Raw genomic sequence first — 15,850 nt, forward strand, 5'->3', positions numbered from 1 at the left:
CAAACACTTTAAAACTGTTAAATTTCTTCTTTTTTGATCAATTCTGTACGAATTTCTTGTGGCGCTAATAGTCCTGAATGAACTGGATATGGTCGCTCAAGTAAGTCAAGAATGGTTTGTTGGTGTTCAGATATGCGCACATTTTCTTGGCTCATATTGTAGTAACGAAGTACATATCCTTCTTCATTTTCAGCTACCTTAAAGGCTGTCGGGCAGACTTGTGGCAAGCTGAGCGCCGCATGGCTCAAGAGGCTACCAGTCGCTGCCACACTTCCTTCTTGTTTAGTAAGCTGAAGACTAGTAAATGGTGTTTGGAAGGCTTTGGCACGACGGAAGGCTGAGAAGCGTTCCCCTGCTTGGTGGCACTCAAGTGCAAACTCGACTTCAAACTCACGCAAGCACTGAGCCTCTGGTGTTGGGAAGTAACCCCAGTCACCTAACTCACCTGAGGCACGAAGAATGGTCACGGCAATGGTATCGTCTCCAAGGATTTCATACTCGTGCAATCCTTTATTAGCCACTGTCACCCCTTTTTCATCATCATACAGACTGACGAAGGCTTGTTGGTGTTGAGGATTTTCAGGATTTTCCCAAGAAGCAGCTGGTTTGTTTGGTCGTGTCACCACCTCATAAATGCTTTCCGTATCATTGCTTGGACGCGTATTATGAGTCTTAACCAAGAGACGGATACGGTGGTCCTTGGCTGTGTTAGTAAAGCGAGTCTTGAAACGAATTTGTGGATTGTCAACAAAGACGGTCATCTCTGTTTCCATAGGAAGGGTTGTCAATTCTTCTGAGCGCCCAGCTTCACGCGTCATAAACTCGATGATTCCTCTTTGTTCCGCATCCAGTTTTTCGTCTGCACTTACTGGAATTGTCAATTCATGCTTGAGCAAAATCTTGGCAAAACGAGCTGTATTTTCCAAGACTTCACAGCCTTTGAGTTCTGCGTAGATAGGCTCTGTTCCTTTTGGTTGGAAGTAGATATACTCATTTCCGATATCACCACGGTCTTCAAAGCGAATAACATCTTCATAAGCTTCATGAGTTGTCTTGTCGTAGACTGTGATAGTATCATCCACACTGACCGTTACAAATGGCGTATCGATCACTCCGTTTTGGTAAATACCGTCACGGTGTTCTTGTTCTCCTTCGAGCAATTGGAAAGTTGTCCAAGAAAGTGGTGCCAGATGAACCGGTACTGTCACGCGCACTTGTCGAGCGATGCGAGCCTGACGGAACTTATCTTTTGGCAAATCATACTCAAAGTTAGCTCCCAGATCTTCGATTTTCGCTTCTACAGCATGCCCTTCTAAGTCTTCGACACGGTAGTTTGGCAAGGTCAAGGCTGCCATCTTCTTATAGCCTTCTGTTGGGTGCAATTCTTTGAAATCACAAGTCGCCACATCAATCACGGTGCTGACTGTATCAACCTTGTCATGCAAGCCTGTGTTAATGACGGTAAAGAGATAGTCGCTTTGGGCTTCATGAGTTGCGATTTTGCCCTTCCACTCATTGAGAAGATTGGTCTTAATGAAATTTCCGACTTGGTTGACCTTGGCAAAACGTGTTTCCATCTCACGGTGAACCTCGTCCACACTACAGCCACAGATACTATCATGTGGCGCATTTTGTAGAAGGACTTTCCAAGCATAGGTCAACTGGTCCTTATGGTTGTGCCCACCAGTGATGACAGTCAATGGCTCCACTACTTGTTCTAGGAGGTTGCTATTTTCTTGGAAAGCTTGTTTGAGGTAAATACGGGATGAAGAAGTGTTAGCAAGTGTATACCAACCGTCTGTTTCTTGACTGGTCAACTCACCTGTAACCGTAGATAGTTGCTCAGGCAGAGCACTTTCTACTGCGTGGATATAGTCATCAAAGGAACTATGCACAAAGGTCACATCTGGGAAGAGTTCATTTGCTACACGAATGGCTTCGCTCAGATTTCGCTGTACAGGCTGGTGGTCACATCCGTTCATCATCAACCATTGGTTGGTCGAAGCGTAGTCACGCACGTCTGACAATTTTTGTTTCCAAAAGGCAAGGGCCTCATCCTTATCAACAGGGATTTCATTCCCGTTACTGTACCAGTTGGCGAAGAGGATACCGAGGACACGACTTCCATCAGCGCCCTGCCAGTACATTTCTGAAAACTGAGAAGTAAACTGCTCATCTTCGAGGACTTGGTTGTCAAATCCAATCGGCTTCACACCACGCCCAAAGGCTGCCACGTGAATGCCTGATTTTTGAAGGATTTGAGGCGCTTGTCCCATATTTCCAAAGGTATCTGGGAAGTAACCAATCTGAGTGGATTTGCCCCATTTTGCACATTCTGCTTGACCAATCAAGGTATTGCGAACATTGGCTTCGCTGGAAATCAAGTAATCATCCTGCAAGATGTAAAAGGGACCAATTTTGAGTTTGCCTTGGTCGATGTAACCTTGGACTTTGTCACGATTTTCAGGGCGAATTTCCAAATAGTCATCAAGGACAATGGTTTGGCCATCCAAGTGGAAGCTCTTGAACTCAGGGTCATTTTCAAAGAGATCAAAAAGATTGTCAAACAATTCCACCAACTGCATCCGGTGGCTTTCAAAAGGCAAGTACCACTCACGATCCCAGTGACTATGTGAGATAATATGTACAACAACATTTTCCATGAGTTAAACCTCATTCTAAATTTAAATTTTAACGTTTTAAATGTAAAGGTGTGATTCTGACACGAATCGGTGAAACTAAAGCGCGCTCCTTAACGAATATCCAGGTAATCCAAGACTAATTCACAGAACATCATGTTGGCCCAAGAAAACCATTCACGTGAGTAAAGCGTTGGGTCGTCCACGTGGAAGCTTTCATGCATGACACCTGTGCCACCATCGCAGGCAACCAGCTGATCGAGTAAGAATTTCTTCTCTGCCTTATCTCTTGTTGTCAAACCTTGGATAGATAGGGCAATGGGCCAGATATAGCGATAGAAGGTATGGGAACTTCCGAGTCCACTTGCGTACTCTCCTTCATAGAAGTAGGGATTTTCAGGGCTGAGAATGGTGCGACGAGTGGCTTGATACACTTCGTCTTCAATGTCGCAATAACCCAGATAAGGCGCAGCCAACAAACTTGGTACGTTTGGATCATCCATGATGCTAGCATTTCCTAGACCATCCACTTCAAAGGCGTAAATCTTTTCACCCTTGCTGTTGGAGGTATAAGCGTAGTTTTCGATTCCTTCTTGAATCTCTGCTTGCAGACGTTTAGCGTCTGCGATGATGTTTTGGCTATCAGCTAGATCTAGTTCTGCAAAGATTTCTTGGACATAACCCAAGACAACGACTGCAAACATATTGGATGGAATCAAATAGCTATACTGACAGCAATCATCACTCGGTCGAAAGGCTGACCAAGTCATACCTGTCACCGCAAAGTCAGGTCCAAAGCCATCATTTACCAAGGTGTCTTCCTTGCGGTCCGTATCACGGACAAAACGATAAGGAGAATTCTTGTGGTCTTGCTCCACTGTCCATAGGTGAAGGATTTCCTTGGTCGCTGCGACAAAAGTCTCATCAAACTGACTGGTCTCGCCAGTCTCTTTCCAAAGGAGATAAGCCAACTGCAAAGGATAGCAAAGCGAGTCCACCTCATACTTGCGTTCCCAAATCCAGCCATTAAGGTCGGTATGGTCAGTCTCGTGGTGACCCCTCCAGTTTTCCTCAATGTTAAAGGAATTGGCATAAGGATCCTTGAGCACCAAGGTCATCTGACGCTTAACCAAACCTGCAATGGTCTGACGCAGGAGAGGATCTCTTTTAGCCACATGAAGGTAGGGTCTGAGTTGGGCAGTCGAATCCCGAAGCCACATGGCAGGAATATCTCCTGTGAGTACAAAGGTTGAACCATCTTCTAGGATCTCAACCGTATTGTCCAAGGTGTCAGTATAGCAACGCTCAAAGACATCCACCCACTCCGGATGGTCCTTAGCCCGCTCTGCTACTTCATCCAGCCATTCTCTAACAATTTCTTTCGAATAAATCATCGTGCAGTTTCCTCTTTCAAACAAGTTTCATGTTCAGTATATAGTTTTTGAGACAGAAAATACATACACAAATGATAGTCATTTTTCTACAAAATTGCTTACTTTCGAACCCCATATCTAAAGGTCTCATTTTTCTGATATAATGTAGAAAAACAGCTAAAGGAAAGACTATGAAACCACTACTTGAAACCATCGATACCCGCTTTGGAACTGCCAGTAAGCATGCCTTTTCTCGTGGAAATACCCTGCCTTACGCAGGCGTTCCTTTTGGGATGAATTACTTTGTACCCCAGACCAGTGACCAGGAAGGAGCTTGGTTTTTCGATCCGCATCTGCCTATCTTTCAGGGGATTCGATTAACCCACCAGCCCAGCCCTTGGATTGGGGACTACTCTTGGCTCCTTTTGACACCTGTCACAGGCCAACTAGGTGGAGACAGCCTCTTCCATCGTCAGTCTTCCTATGACATAGATAAGGCCTCTTTCCAACCTCATTATCTGAATATTTTCTCCCTACGCTATCAGATTGAAACCCAGCTCACACCGACTTGCTACGGCGCTTCTATTCGTTTGGAGCAAAAGCAAGGCAAAGCCCTCTCGCTCTATCTTCATACAGCAGATGACCTAACAGTTGAGCAGGTAGATAAGCGGACTCTGGCCCTAAGACAAGAAGGCAAAACAGAGACCAACAAAAATCCACTGATACTCTTTACTTCCCTGCAAATGAATACAGATATCCTTGCTGTCAGCCAAGAAGGTGGAGACTGGCGAATTGACTTAGCAAGCAGTCAAGCCGAGATTCAACTAGCAACTTCCTTTATTTCTCCTTCTCAAGCGCTGCTTAATCTACCTCAAACGGACTTTGATAGCTGTAAAGCAAATGCCCAAGCAGACTGGGAAAATCTCCTCCACCGTTTTGATATCGTGGAGACAGGGGAAACCGACCGGACCTTCTTTGACCACTGCCTTTACAGACTCTTCCTCTTCCCACAGACTTTTTATGAGGTTGATGAATCAGGGCAAGCCATCCACATGGATATGACTACTGGTACTGTCAAGCCCGGTGTCCTCTTTAGCAACAATGGTTTCTGGGATACCTTCCGCACCACATTTCCCCTCTTTGCCCTTATCATACCGGAACACTATCGTCTCTTTTTAGAAGGCTTTCTCAATAGCTACCGCGATACTGGATTCCTTCCAAAATGGCTAGCTCCAGACGAACGGGGTATGATGCCTGGTACCCTTTTAGATGGCATTATCGCAGATAGCGCCTGCAAGGACATGGCCCCCGACCTAGAAGAAGAACTCCTCCAGGCCATGCTTGAAACAGCCAGCAAGTCCGACCCTCTCGGCATCAATGGTCGCCACGGACTAACCCAATACCAAGAGCTTGGCTACCTCTCTACCGACCACCACGAAAGCGTCAGCCACACTCTAGACTACGCCTATAGTGACTTTTGTATCGCTAGCTGTGCCGAAAAGCTTGGTCAGAATGACATCGCGGAAACTTATAGAACTGCGTCTCAAAATTACCGCCATCTATTTGACGCTAAGACAGGTTACATGCGTGCGCGAGACAGCCAAGGCAACTTCCGCCCTGACTTCTCTCCCTATAGTTGGGGACGCGACTACGCCGAATGCTCTGCCATTCAAGCGACTTTAGGCGTCCTCCATGACATCCCAGGCTTAATCCAGCTTATGGGTGGAAAAGAAGCCTTCAGCAATTATCTTTTGAAAGCCTGTCAGGACGCTCCTCTCTTTGAGACGACTGGCTATGGTTACGAGATTCACGAGATGAGCGAGATGGCTACCGCTCCTTTTGGGCAAATCGCCATTTCCAACCAGCCTAGCTTCCACATTCCATATCTCTTTCGCTATAGCAACTATCCAGACTACACTGCTCTACTCATCAAGTCGATACGTCAGAAAGCCTTTCACCCCAGCTGGCAAGCCTATCCTGGCGATGAGGACAATGGCAGTCTCTCTGCTTGGTATATCTGGTCAGCTCTCGGATTCTATCCGACCTGTCCAGGAAAACCCAGTTACGACCTCGGAATCCCTCTCTTTGATCACCTCCGTATCTACCTGGCTAAGGAAAATAAATGGCTGGATATCCATGCCGAGCAAAACCACAGCCATTTCAACTTTGTCAAAGAATGCCGATTGGACAAGAACATAGTATCTAGCCTTCAACACCAAGACCTCTTGAAAGCTGAGCAACTGACCTTTACACTTAGCTGGTTGCCAAATCACTCATAACCAAAAGAACCTTTGCATCGCGCAAAGGTTCTTCTTTTATGAAACTTGGACCTGAAGCTGGTCAACAAGCTGACCATCTACCGTCAAATTCAGATAAAAATCTAAGCTTTTATCTCCTACAAAATACAAGGTTGGTATCGTCAGCCTTTTTTCAATCTCGCCAACTTGAAACGCAAGGACTTGAATCTCGTCCCGATAAGCGACACCATGCACACCCGTCCCTGGTTGAATCGAAATCTTAGCTTCTAAAGGACTGCTAGATTCTATGCGCTTCACTGTAAAGTGGACATTTTCTCCCTTGGTCACAGCGAGAATTTTTTCTGAAAACTCTAGTTGCTGAACAGTTTCTTTTTTCGACAAGGTAGGTGTTTTATAGAGTGAAATCTTGGTCAACAAAGGCAAAGCCTGTGCCTCTGTAATGGTCACGCGTATCTTCTGCGCCTCAACGACTGATCCTCGTAAGAGACGTTTGTAGCCAACAGTATAACCAGAGCCAAACTCCTGCCAGGCACCATCCAACTCTACCTGAACATGGAAAGCAGCGATGCGTTGCCCCAACTTCAAATCTTCTCTCAGCTCGATCACATCAAAAGTTTTAGGAGATCCTAAATCGAGCTCTAATTGGATTGGCAACTCTGCATCACTTGCCCAAGAACTAGTCTCTAGTCCATCTATCAGATGATGACAAGCAAAGTCTGGTGATAGAGCAGGGCCAGATACCTTGCCTCCCAAAGCCAAATCTTCTTTATAGAGCTCGTCACGATAGGTAGCAAATTCATAGAGACGCTGGATATCCTTCTCATCAAAGAGGCCATCTTGGTTCGGTGGGATATTAAGCAAGAGTGGAGTTCCCCGCCCTACCGAGTGAAAGTAGATTTCGACCAACTCCTCGAGAGACTTGGGATCCTGATCCTCATGGTAAAACCAGCCTGGCCGAAGAGAAACATCTGCCTCACCGATGGAAAATAGCGTCCCAAAGGGGTCTCCGTGCTGTAGATAATCTAATTCCGCTTCTGTTCCTAGCTGGTCTGGCTTGACTTTTTGCCACAAGGGATCCCCTGCATAGCCCCGTTCATTTCCAATCCAGCGGATACTAGTTCCCTCAGTTGAGAAAGTCAAACAATCGCCCTGCAAGTCACGAATGGTTTCAAACCAGGTCTCAAACTTATAGTTGATCTTCTGGGCCCCTTCGCCTCGAGCACCATCCATCCACACCTCAGTGAACTTACCGGCATTCCCATAGGCAGGATTTGACAAGATTTCCTTCAATTGAGCCAGATAGTAGGCATTGTAAGCCGCTTCTCGCTCCACGTGATAGAGGGGACTGTGAGTATCCCAAGGAGACAAATACACTCCCATATCCATGTCAAACTCAGTTACAGCTTTGGAAACCTCAAGGAGCAAGTCCCCTTTTCCATCCCTCCAAGGGCTAGCCTTGACCGAATAGTCTGTATGGGCTGTCGGGTAGAGAACAAAGCCATCGTGGTGCTTCACCACCAAAATCAGCTTTTTAAAACCCGTTTCTTTAAGCACTCGAACCCATTCACGCGCATCCAACTTAGTCGGGTTAAAACGCATAGGATCCTCTTGCCCACTTCCCCATTCCTGGTCATAAAAGGTATTGGGACCAAAATGGATAAAGGCAGCTAGTTCATCCTCTAAATAATCCAGCTGGGCCTGACTTGGTAATGGTCCATGCGGTTTTATGTTCGTCATCATCTCACATCTCTTTCTCTTGTTCACAAAATTATCCACAACTTGTGGATAAGAAAACATGCCTAAAAACTAGTTTCTCCAAAATCCAGCTCTTAGACTTAGAGGCCTTCACCCTAAACAGACCTTTGTCAAACAGCTCTGTACTAGGGTTTCTACTAGCTCTCTAGCAAGTTACTAATGTACGGAACTAGTATCAGGGTGCTTCAACACCCTGAGTTATATGTCATTTTCCCCTAGACTTATCCACAGACTGTGAATAAACTAGTGTTCCAGACCGCTCTCTCCTTGACTATAACAAAAAGCGATAGCAGCGTCAATATGACTAAGCTCCCTTCCTAAATCCCCTGAAAAGATTCTATAATTTGTACAATCGTAGCTTTTGCATTCGCCAGCTAGTGAGAATCAGCCAGTAGAAAATGACCTCTTTATCACATTGTGAACAGCACAGCTGTAGTACTATAGCGCCCACAACCTACTCAGATAATCGTTTCTAGCAAAAAATCCCGCAGATTTGCGGGATTCTCTCTTGCATCAATGCGCCAACATTTCTTGGGCGATTTCTTGACCAGATAGGTTATCTGGGTAGTAGGTTGGCCAGTTATCCATCTCTTCAAAGAGGGCTTCTTGGCTAGTACCTCCAAAGAAGATATGGAAATGTTCTGCCTTGACTGGGGCGATATTGTGGTCACTAAACTGAACGTACTTGAACTGTCCAGCATCCGCATCTGTCGCTTCAAAGAGGAAGCGCACGCCACGATTGCCTTTCTTATAAGTCAAGATTTTCTTGCCGACATACTTATAGGTGAATTTCTTGCTTTGACCACCTTGAACAAATTCCATAGTGTTGTCCGAGATGTTGATCTTAGTCACATCTGTCTGATAGCCTTTTCTATAGTAAGCCTTATACTCATCCTTGGTCATCTTACCAGTCAACTTAGCCTTGTAGTCAAAGACTTGATCAAAGGTTCCATCCTCAAGGAAAGGATAAACTGACTGCCAGTTGCCAACATAGTCACTCAAGGTACGATCTTTGACATCTGCATCCTCAAAGTAACCGTTGTGAACTGTCTTAGTGTTTTCTTCCTTCTCTGGCTCGATTTCTGGTCCTTCTTGGTCCGTTGTTTGTTTCAAAGCCTTGAGGTTTTTCTCCATCACAGAGATATAATCCTCACCGGCCTTGGTTGCTTCTTCTGTTAGACTTTCTAGCGGATTGAGCACGTCTAGTTTGACACCTGTTTCTTTTGAAAGTGTATTGGCGAGGGCTTGTGAGGCATTTTCTTCAAAGTAGATATAAGAAATCTTGTTTTTCTTGATATACTCTGTCAATTCTGCCAAACGTGCTGCTGATGGTTCTGCATCTGGTGAGAGACCTGAGATAGATACTTGCTTGAGACCGTAGTCCAAGGCAAGGTAGTTAAAGGCAGCGTGCTGGGTCACAAAGCTCTTTTGTTTAGCTTGAGACAAGCCATCTGTGTAGGCCTTGTCCAATGCTTGCAATTTTTCAATATAGGCAGCCGCATTCTTCTCAAAAGTCTCTTTTTTATCAGGATAATCTGCTGACAAGCTGTCACGGATATGCTCTACCAGTTTGATGGCGCGTGCTGGTGAAAGCCAAACGTGGGGATCGTAGTCGTGATGGTGACCCTCACCGCCATGATCATGCCCTTCCTCTTCTTCCTCACCACCTGGCAAGAGGAGCATATCACCTGTTGCCTTGATGGTTTTCACTTTTTTCTTATCCAAGGATTCTAACAATTTTGGAACCCAAGTTTCCATATTTTCATTTTCATAGACAAAGGTATCTGCGTCTTGGATTTTGGCAACTGCCTTGGCAGACGGTTCGTACTCATGGGGTTCTGTACCAGCACCGATTAGAAGTTCTACATTAGCAGTATCTCCTGCGACTTGCTTGGTAAATTCGTAGACAGGGTAAAAGGTTGTCACGATATTGAGTTTCCCATTTGCCTGTTTTTGATTGGAACAAGCCACTAAAAACAGAGCACATAGACTAGCCAGTAGTAAGCTAATTTTTTTCATTTCATTCTCCTATTTGATAAAACGTTTCAGTAGACTGACTAACAAAAAGACAGCTACAAAGATAATGGTGATACTAGCGCTAGCAGGGGTTTCCGCATAGTAGGAAATATAAAGTCCTGCCACCATTCCCAAAAAGCCAATAGCGCTGGCTAGTAACATAACGGATTTGAAGTTTTTCCCCAGACGAAGGGCAATACTAGCTGGCAAGACCATAATGGTCGATACCAGAAGAGCTCCTGCAGCTGGAATCATAAGGGCAATGGCCACCCCTGTCACCATGTTAAAGAGGATGGACATGGTACGAACTGGCAAGCCATCCACAAAGGCCGTGTCCTCATCAAAGGTCAGGATATACATTGGTCGCAAGAACAAGAAAGTCAATAGCAAAACGACCGCCGCAATGGCAAAGAGAAATATCACCTGCTCCTGGCTAATGGTCACAATCGAACCAAAGAGATATTGGTCCAAACTCATGGAGCTCGAACTTTTCCCCTTACTCATCACGATAAGAGACACTGCAAGTCCTGTTGACATGAGGATGGCAGTCCCGATTTCCATAAAGTTCTTATAGACTGTCCGGAGATACTCTAGAAAGACCGCAGCGATTAAGACAATAGCGATGGTTGAAATAGTTGGAGAAATTCCCAAAACCAGACCAAAGGCTACCCCTGACAGAGAAACGTGACTGAGGGTATCACTCATCAAACTCTGACGACGTAAGATAAGGAAGGTCCCAAGAACTGGTGAAAAGAGACTCATGGCAATGACCGCCAAGAAGGCACGCTGCATGAAATCATAAGATAACAAACTAAGCATGGTCCACCTCCTGGTCGCTTTCGTGAACGTTAAAACAACGCCATGGCGAATCTTGGTTACGAACTAGATGAATATTGCGATCCGCATAGTCCTTGACTTCCTCAGGATCATGGGTAATCATCAAAACAGCCTTGCCATGATGGTGGGCACTATGGTGCATGAGTTCGTAAAATTCATTTTTGCTTCCAGCATCCATCCCTGTCGTCGGCTCATCCAAGACGAAGATATCTGGGTCAGAAGCAAACATACGGGCAATCACTGCTCGTTGCTTTTGCCCCCCCGAGAGGGACCCAATTCGTTTGTCACGGTGTTCCCACATACCAACCGAGTCTAGACTGGCCTTGATATGTTCCTCATCATGAGCATTCAAGCGACGGAACCAGCCCTTTCTAGGATAGCGACCCGACTTGACAAATTCATAAACCGTACTCGGAAAGCCAGCATTAAAACTAGCTATCTGCTGGGGAAGATAAGCGATCCTAAGCTTTTTCCCATGAGTATTTGTCTTTGAGATGGTTACCTTGCCAAATCTTGGTTGCAAGATGCCCAGACTAGCCTTGATAAGAGTCGTCTTGGCAGCCCCATTTTCACCAGTCAGAGTGACAAACTCCCCACTATCAACACTATAGTTGATATGCTCAAGGACAGGTTCTTTGTCATAATAGAAAGACAAGTCCTCTACTGTAATATACCTCATTATTTGATTTCTCCTACTAAAGCAGTTAAAAACCGCTGGATAACTTCTTGTTCATCTGGAGTAAACTGATTTGCTACTTGTTCATAGGCTGAGAGCGTGTGCTCATGGTGGTGATGATGCTCCGCCGCTACTGGTCGAGCTAGCTCTGTCAGTTGGTAAAAAATCACACGCGCATCCTTTGGATCTCTGGATGTCTCTAACATACCCTCTTTGACTAAAGACTTGATAGCCTTGGTCACTGCCGCCTGACTGACATTGAGACGACGAGCCAACTCCGAGTTGGTTAAGGATTCTTCTGACAGGAGCATGAGGATGTGTTCCTGAGTATTGGTCAAGGCTACGTCACTTGTGCAATGCCCGATCAGAATTTCATGCTGGTTCTCAGATCTCAAGATCACCTCGTTTAAAAAGTTATCGATTTCCTGCGCAAGCTGTCTCATGTGTTACTCCTTCCCTAGCTATCTTTTTCGTAAAAAAACATAGATAGCCACCGATTCTTTACTGGTTAATTATATCATAAACCAAAAAAGAGTCAAGGGAAAAAGGCGTAAAAACGTTTCCCTAGACTCTTCTAGATATGAAATTTAACCTATTTTTGCTTTGGTTTTCGGCTCGATAAGATACCTGCCAAACCAGCTACCATTCCCATTAAGAGCAAGAAGATGGACTGTTCACTTCCTGTATTTGGGAGGGCCTTTTCTGAGACAACTGCCTTCTTGCTAAATTGACCTGCCACCTCATAAGTCAATGGCACATTTGTAGTCGCATCGCTAGCAGCTGCATTCGTTTGAGGTGTTTCTACTGGTAGACTAAAGTTTTTAGAATCCACAGAAATCGTCCGTGAGTTCGGATTGACCTTTTCATACTGGGTCAAATCAGCGGTTTTAAGATACTCTTCAAAGGCTGCATCCATAGAAGGACCTTCTTCTCGCGCACCACCTAACATCGTGTAGCCATCGCCACCTGCAGCTAGGAAATCATTGGTTGCAAGATAGTAGGTTTTTGCGAGGTCTAGGAGATCATAACGACCAGTTGTGCGGTTTTTGACCTGGATGGCCAAGACACGTTTACCTGATGGTAGGTTGGTATCATAGTAGACCTTCACACCTGAAACTTGCAAGAAACCACCACTTGGTTCTAACAATGGTTGCCCGTTCTCATCCAAGACCTTCTTGCCATCCTTATCGACCTGCAAGATAGATCCGAGTGATTTTTCAAACATATCCAAAACTTGTTGCCCCGTCACTTGGATTTGTGAGATGGTATTCCCAAATGGAAGAACGGCAATGACATTTCCTTTAGTGATTGGTTTGCCTTTTGCAATGGTTTCACGCAAGCCACCACCATTTGTCACAGCGATGTCTGTCGGATGGCTAAATCCTGTTTGACCATACTGATAGAGAGAGTCTGCCACGACGTTTCCGAGGTTGGTTTCACGAACTCGAACATTTTCACGATCACCGTTTAGTTCTACAGGGCTGTTTGAAACAATCTCAACTGCATTTTCAGCATCGTATTTTTGTTTAATGTCTTTGACTAGTTTTTCAACTGTTGGATTGGCTGGTAATTTTTTAGCATCTGCAGCCGGAATCTGAGTTGGATTGCCCAAAAGCTGACGTGATTTGTAGGTGATTTTCCCTACATTATGAAGGTAGCTTCCTGTCTGGTTATAGGTAACATTGTCGCCATAAGTCGTTGATTCTACTGTATGAGAGTGACCGTCGATTACTGTTACGCGTTTCCCTTTCAAACGAGGATTTTTAGACAAGGCTTCTGCCAAAGTTGAACCACGCCATTCGACTGGGGTTGTGGTATCTACACCCAAGTGAGCGAGCACAACATAGTGTTTGTAGTCCTTACCTTCTGCACGAGCCTTGGCTTGAACTTCTTCGATGACCTTATTGACTTCAGAGATTGGATCTGTAAAAGTTACCCCTTTGACATTTTTAGGGTGAGTTTTGGTTGCTGTTTCAGGTGTTGTCACGCCGATTACAACAAATTCATCACCTTCCACAGTCTTATCTTTATCAACGATTGTAGAAGCTTCAAAAAGACGAGCTCCATTGACATAGGTATTTGAGCTAAGTAATGGGAATTTCAAGATTTCCTTGTATTTTTTAACTTCATCAAGACCAAAGTCAAACTCATGGTTTCCTACTGCCATGGCATCATACTGCATCTGATTAAGAATTTCAGCACGCGCTTCACCCTTAGTAGAGTTGGAAATCGGTAAACCTTGAAAAGCGTCTCCCGCATCAACTACCAGAGTATTTTGATTTGACTTCGCACGCTCCTGTTCAATGACAGTCGCTAACTTGGCATCTCCAATTACTCCCTTTTCCTCTACAATACGACCATGGACATCATTGGTGTGTAAGATAACGGTGTCCTTTTCTTCGCTTTTGGTAGATTCAGCAGGAGCTGACGGAGTTTCTGCAGGTACAACCGCTTCTGAAGTTGCCGAAGTTTCCGGTACCGCAGGGCTCTCAACAGGAGCTGGAGTCGCCGACGTAGCTGGAGTCGCTACAACAGCTGAACTTTCTGCAGGAGTTGTTGCTTCTTCAGCATAGACTTGTCCAGCTAAGAAGGCTGGAGCTAACAGGGCTGTCGATAAGACAGGTAACAAAGAACGTTTGTTCATTTTAAAATCCCTTTCTTTTCTTTTTCTCTTTTATATTATACGCTATTTCTAAAAATTTTGAAACTTTTGACCTATTTTCATCTTAAATATTCGCCATTTAAACAAAAAAGCTTGGGTTTAAATCCCAAACCTTTAGACCATTTTATTTGAAATCTTTGATGTTCCCATCATAGGTCGCCCAGTCCTTGCTAAAGAAGCGGTCATTCATCTTGTAGTCTGGAGCTGGTTTCGGATCCGTCAAGAAAGGATTGACAACCTTATCAAAAGCCAGCCAACCTAACCATCCTAGATGAATGGTGTCCTTAACAAAATAAGGGTCCCCTCCATTTTTTGAAAAATCAGCAATATTGGTAAAACCCTGACTTTCTAATTGGTAACGAATTTTCTCCACTGCATGTTGATACATCTCTTCGCTGAGCCCTGTGTACTCCATCCACTTCTTGTTAACCGGCTGAATGACAAAGAGCACATTGACATTCGACTTAGCAAATTGATTGAGGACCAGCTGCAAATCATTGTATTCAGAGGACTTGAGGAAGTTGTAATTTTTTTGATACCCTTCCCATTTTTTTAAATCCTTTTGAATCTCTCTCGTATAGAAATGATTTTCCATCCCCATATCGTTATTGGTCGTATTTGCTTCTGCGTCCTTACGAACAATTTTTTCTAACTCATCATAAGAAAATTGATCCGGAAGATCTTTTAAATAGTTCTCCACGTGTTCCTTGTACTTGAGTTGTCCTCGAATGGAGAATTGTCCAAAGAGAGCGGATTGTTTTTCGTTGAATCGCGCAAAAAGATCAATAGCAACCTGATCAACATCTGATAATTCTTCACCCTTTGACAGTTTTTGAACAATGCCTTTCAATGCAACATTAGGATTCTGCTTTAACAATCGAATAGCCGCATGCTTTGCAGCAATGTCACCAGATTGATTTCCCAAAAAAGCTGTTAATTGGTCACTGTTAAAAAATCTCTGAAACGCTGCGGGTTCATAATCTGTCTCCGTAAACCACTGAGGCGAAATGACAAATACAGCCTGCTTATTCTCTATTTCTGGCAAAATTTGCTGTAGACCAAAATATTGATTGAGAGAGGCTGCTCCTGCTTGACCTAGAAAGTAAGGACGATAGGGACGATGGTATTTTTCCGCTAAAACAGCTGGATGGACACTATCAAATCGAATCCATTCACTGGACCCTAGAAAAGGAATAAAACGCATATTTGGATCCGTAAGAGCCCTTACTTTTTGGCTTCTCTCTTTAAAACTCTCTGCACTAACAGAAGCCGCCGAGTATTTCTCCTCCGTCAGATTATGGCTTGTTGTACCTGGATAAAAAAAGATGAGTAGAAGAACCAAAAATCCAGCAATGAAGATAGGCCCGAAGATCAGCCACAAGCGTTTAAGCATTCTTCAACTCCGTAATACCTTCTACGATTTTATTAGCCGTATTCCAGTCATCACGACCGAACTCCGTCACTGGAACACGAATGTCAAAACGGTTTTCAATCTCCACAATCAATTCAACCGTTCCCATGCTATCCAAGACACCGGCATCAAAAAGATCTTCATCCATCATGTCAGAAACATCTTCCATAAACAACTCATCAATAATTTCAATAACTTCTGATTTGATATCCATTTTTTATAT

Annotated in this window: 11 protein-coding genes; 1 reads left to right on the top strand and 10 read right to left on the bottom strand. The window is 44.4% G+C overall.

The window, feature by feature from the left end:
- Positions 1-17: 17 nt before the first annotated feature.
- Together PCY17_RS05010 and PCY17_RS05015 are read right to left on the bottom strand one after the other, a co-directional pair.
- Positions 18-2,663 (bottom strand): alpha-mannosidase, encoded by a 2,646-nt coding sequence (locus tag PCY17_RS05010; protein WP_301392062.1) that lies wholly within the window; start codon positions 2,661-2,663, stop codon positions 18-20.
- An 89-nt stretch (positions 2,664-2,752) separates the two neighbouring features.
- Complete coding sequence (locus PCY17_RS05015) at positions 2,753-4,033, bottom strand: glycoside hydrolase family 125 protein (protein ID WP_247931463.1); 1,281 nt, start codon at positions 4,031-4,033, stop codon at positions 2,753-2,755.
- A 170-nt stretch (positions 4,034-4,203) separates the two neighbouring features.
- Between PCY17_RS05015 and PCY17_RS05020 the strand changes: the two genes are divergently transcribed.
- Positions 4,204-6,291, top strand: a complete 2,088-nt coding sequence (locus tag PCY17_RS05020) for a GH92 family glycosyl hydrolase (protein WP_301392063.1) — start codon at positions 4,204-4,206, stop codon at positions 6,289-6,291.
- Between the two features lie 36 nt (positions 6,292-6,327).
- Here PCY17_RS05020 and PCY17_RS05025 read toward each other — a convergent pair whose 3' ends face one another.
- The 8 genes from PCY17_RS05025 to dltC form a co-directional block, all read right to left on the bottom strand.
- Complete coding sequence (locus PCY17_RS05025) at positions 6,328-8,007, bottom strand: alpha-L-fucosidase (protein ID WP_247931513.1); 1,680 nt, start codon at positions 8,005-8,007, stop codon at positions 6,328-6,330.
- Between the two features lie 531 nt (positions 8,008-8,538).
- Positions 8,539-10,044: a zinc ABC transporter substrate-binding protein AdcA gene (locus tag PCY17_RS05030; protein ID WP_301392064.1), complete on the bottom strand. Its 1,506-nt coding sequence runs from the start codon at positions 10,042-10,044 to the stop codon at positions 8,539-8,541.
- Positions 10,045-10,053: 9 nt separating this feature from the next.
- Positions 10,054-10,860, bottom strand: a complete 807-nt coding sequence (locus PCY17_RS05035; RefSeq protein WP_000950023.1) for a metal ABC transporter permease — start codon at positions 10,858-10,860, stop codon at positions 10,054-10,056.
- Positions 10,853-11,557, bottom strand: coding sequence for a metal ABC transporter ATP-binding protein (locus tag PCY17_RS05040; RefSeq protein WP_001269482.1), 705 nt, complete (start codon positions 11,555-11,557; stop codon positions 10,853-10,855). The genes PCY17_RS05035 and PCY17_RS05040 overlap by 8 nt, the downstream gene beginning before the upstream one ends.
- A complete protein-coding gene (gene adcR, locus PCY17_RS05045) occupies positions 11,557-11,997 on the bottom strand; it encodes a zinc-dependent transcriptional regulator AdcR (RefSeq protein WP_301392065.1) in 441 nt (146 codons plus the stop codon). Before adcR ends, PCY17_RS05040 begins: the two co-directional genes overlap by 1 nt.
- A 149-nt stretch (positions 11,998-12,146) precedes the next feature.
- Complete coding sequence (nt5e, locus tag PCY17_RS05050; RefSeq protein ID WP_301392066.1) at positions 12,147-14,198, bottom strand: cell surface ecto-5'-nucleotidase Nt5e; 2,052 nt, start codon at positions 14,196-14,198, stop codon at positions 12,147-12,149.
- 142 nt (positions 14,199-14,340) lie between these two features.
- On the bottom strand, positions 14,341-15,609 hold the full coding sequence (dltD, locus tag PCY17_RS05055) for a D-alanyl-lipoteichoic acid biosynthesis protein DltD (protein ID WP_301392067.1): 1,269 nt from the start codon (positions 15,607-15,609) through the stop codon (positions 14,341-14,343).
- A complete protein-coding gene (gene dltC, locus PCY17_RS05060) occupies positions 15,602-15,841 on the bottom strand; it encodes a D-alanine--poly(phosphoribitol) ligase subunit DltC (RefSeq protein ID WP_000351972.1) in 240 nt (79 codons plus the stop codon). The genes dltD and dltC overlap by 8 nt, the downstream gene beginning before the upstream one ends.
- Positions 15,842-15,850: the final 9 nt, after the last annotated feature.

The organism is Streptococcus sp. SO2, from assembly GCF_030440025.1.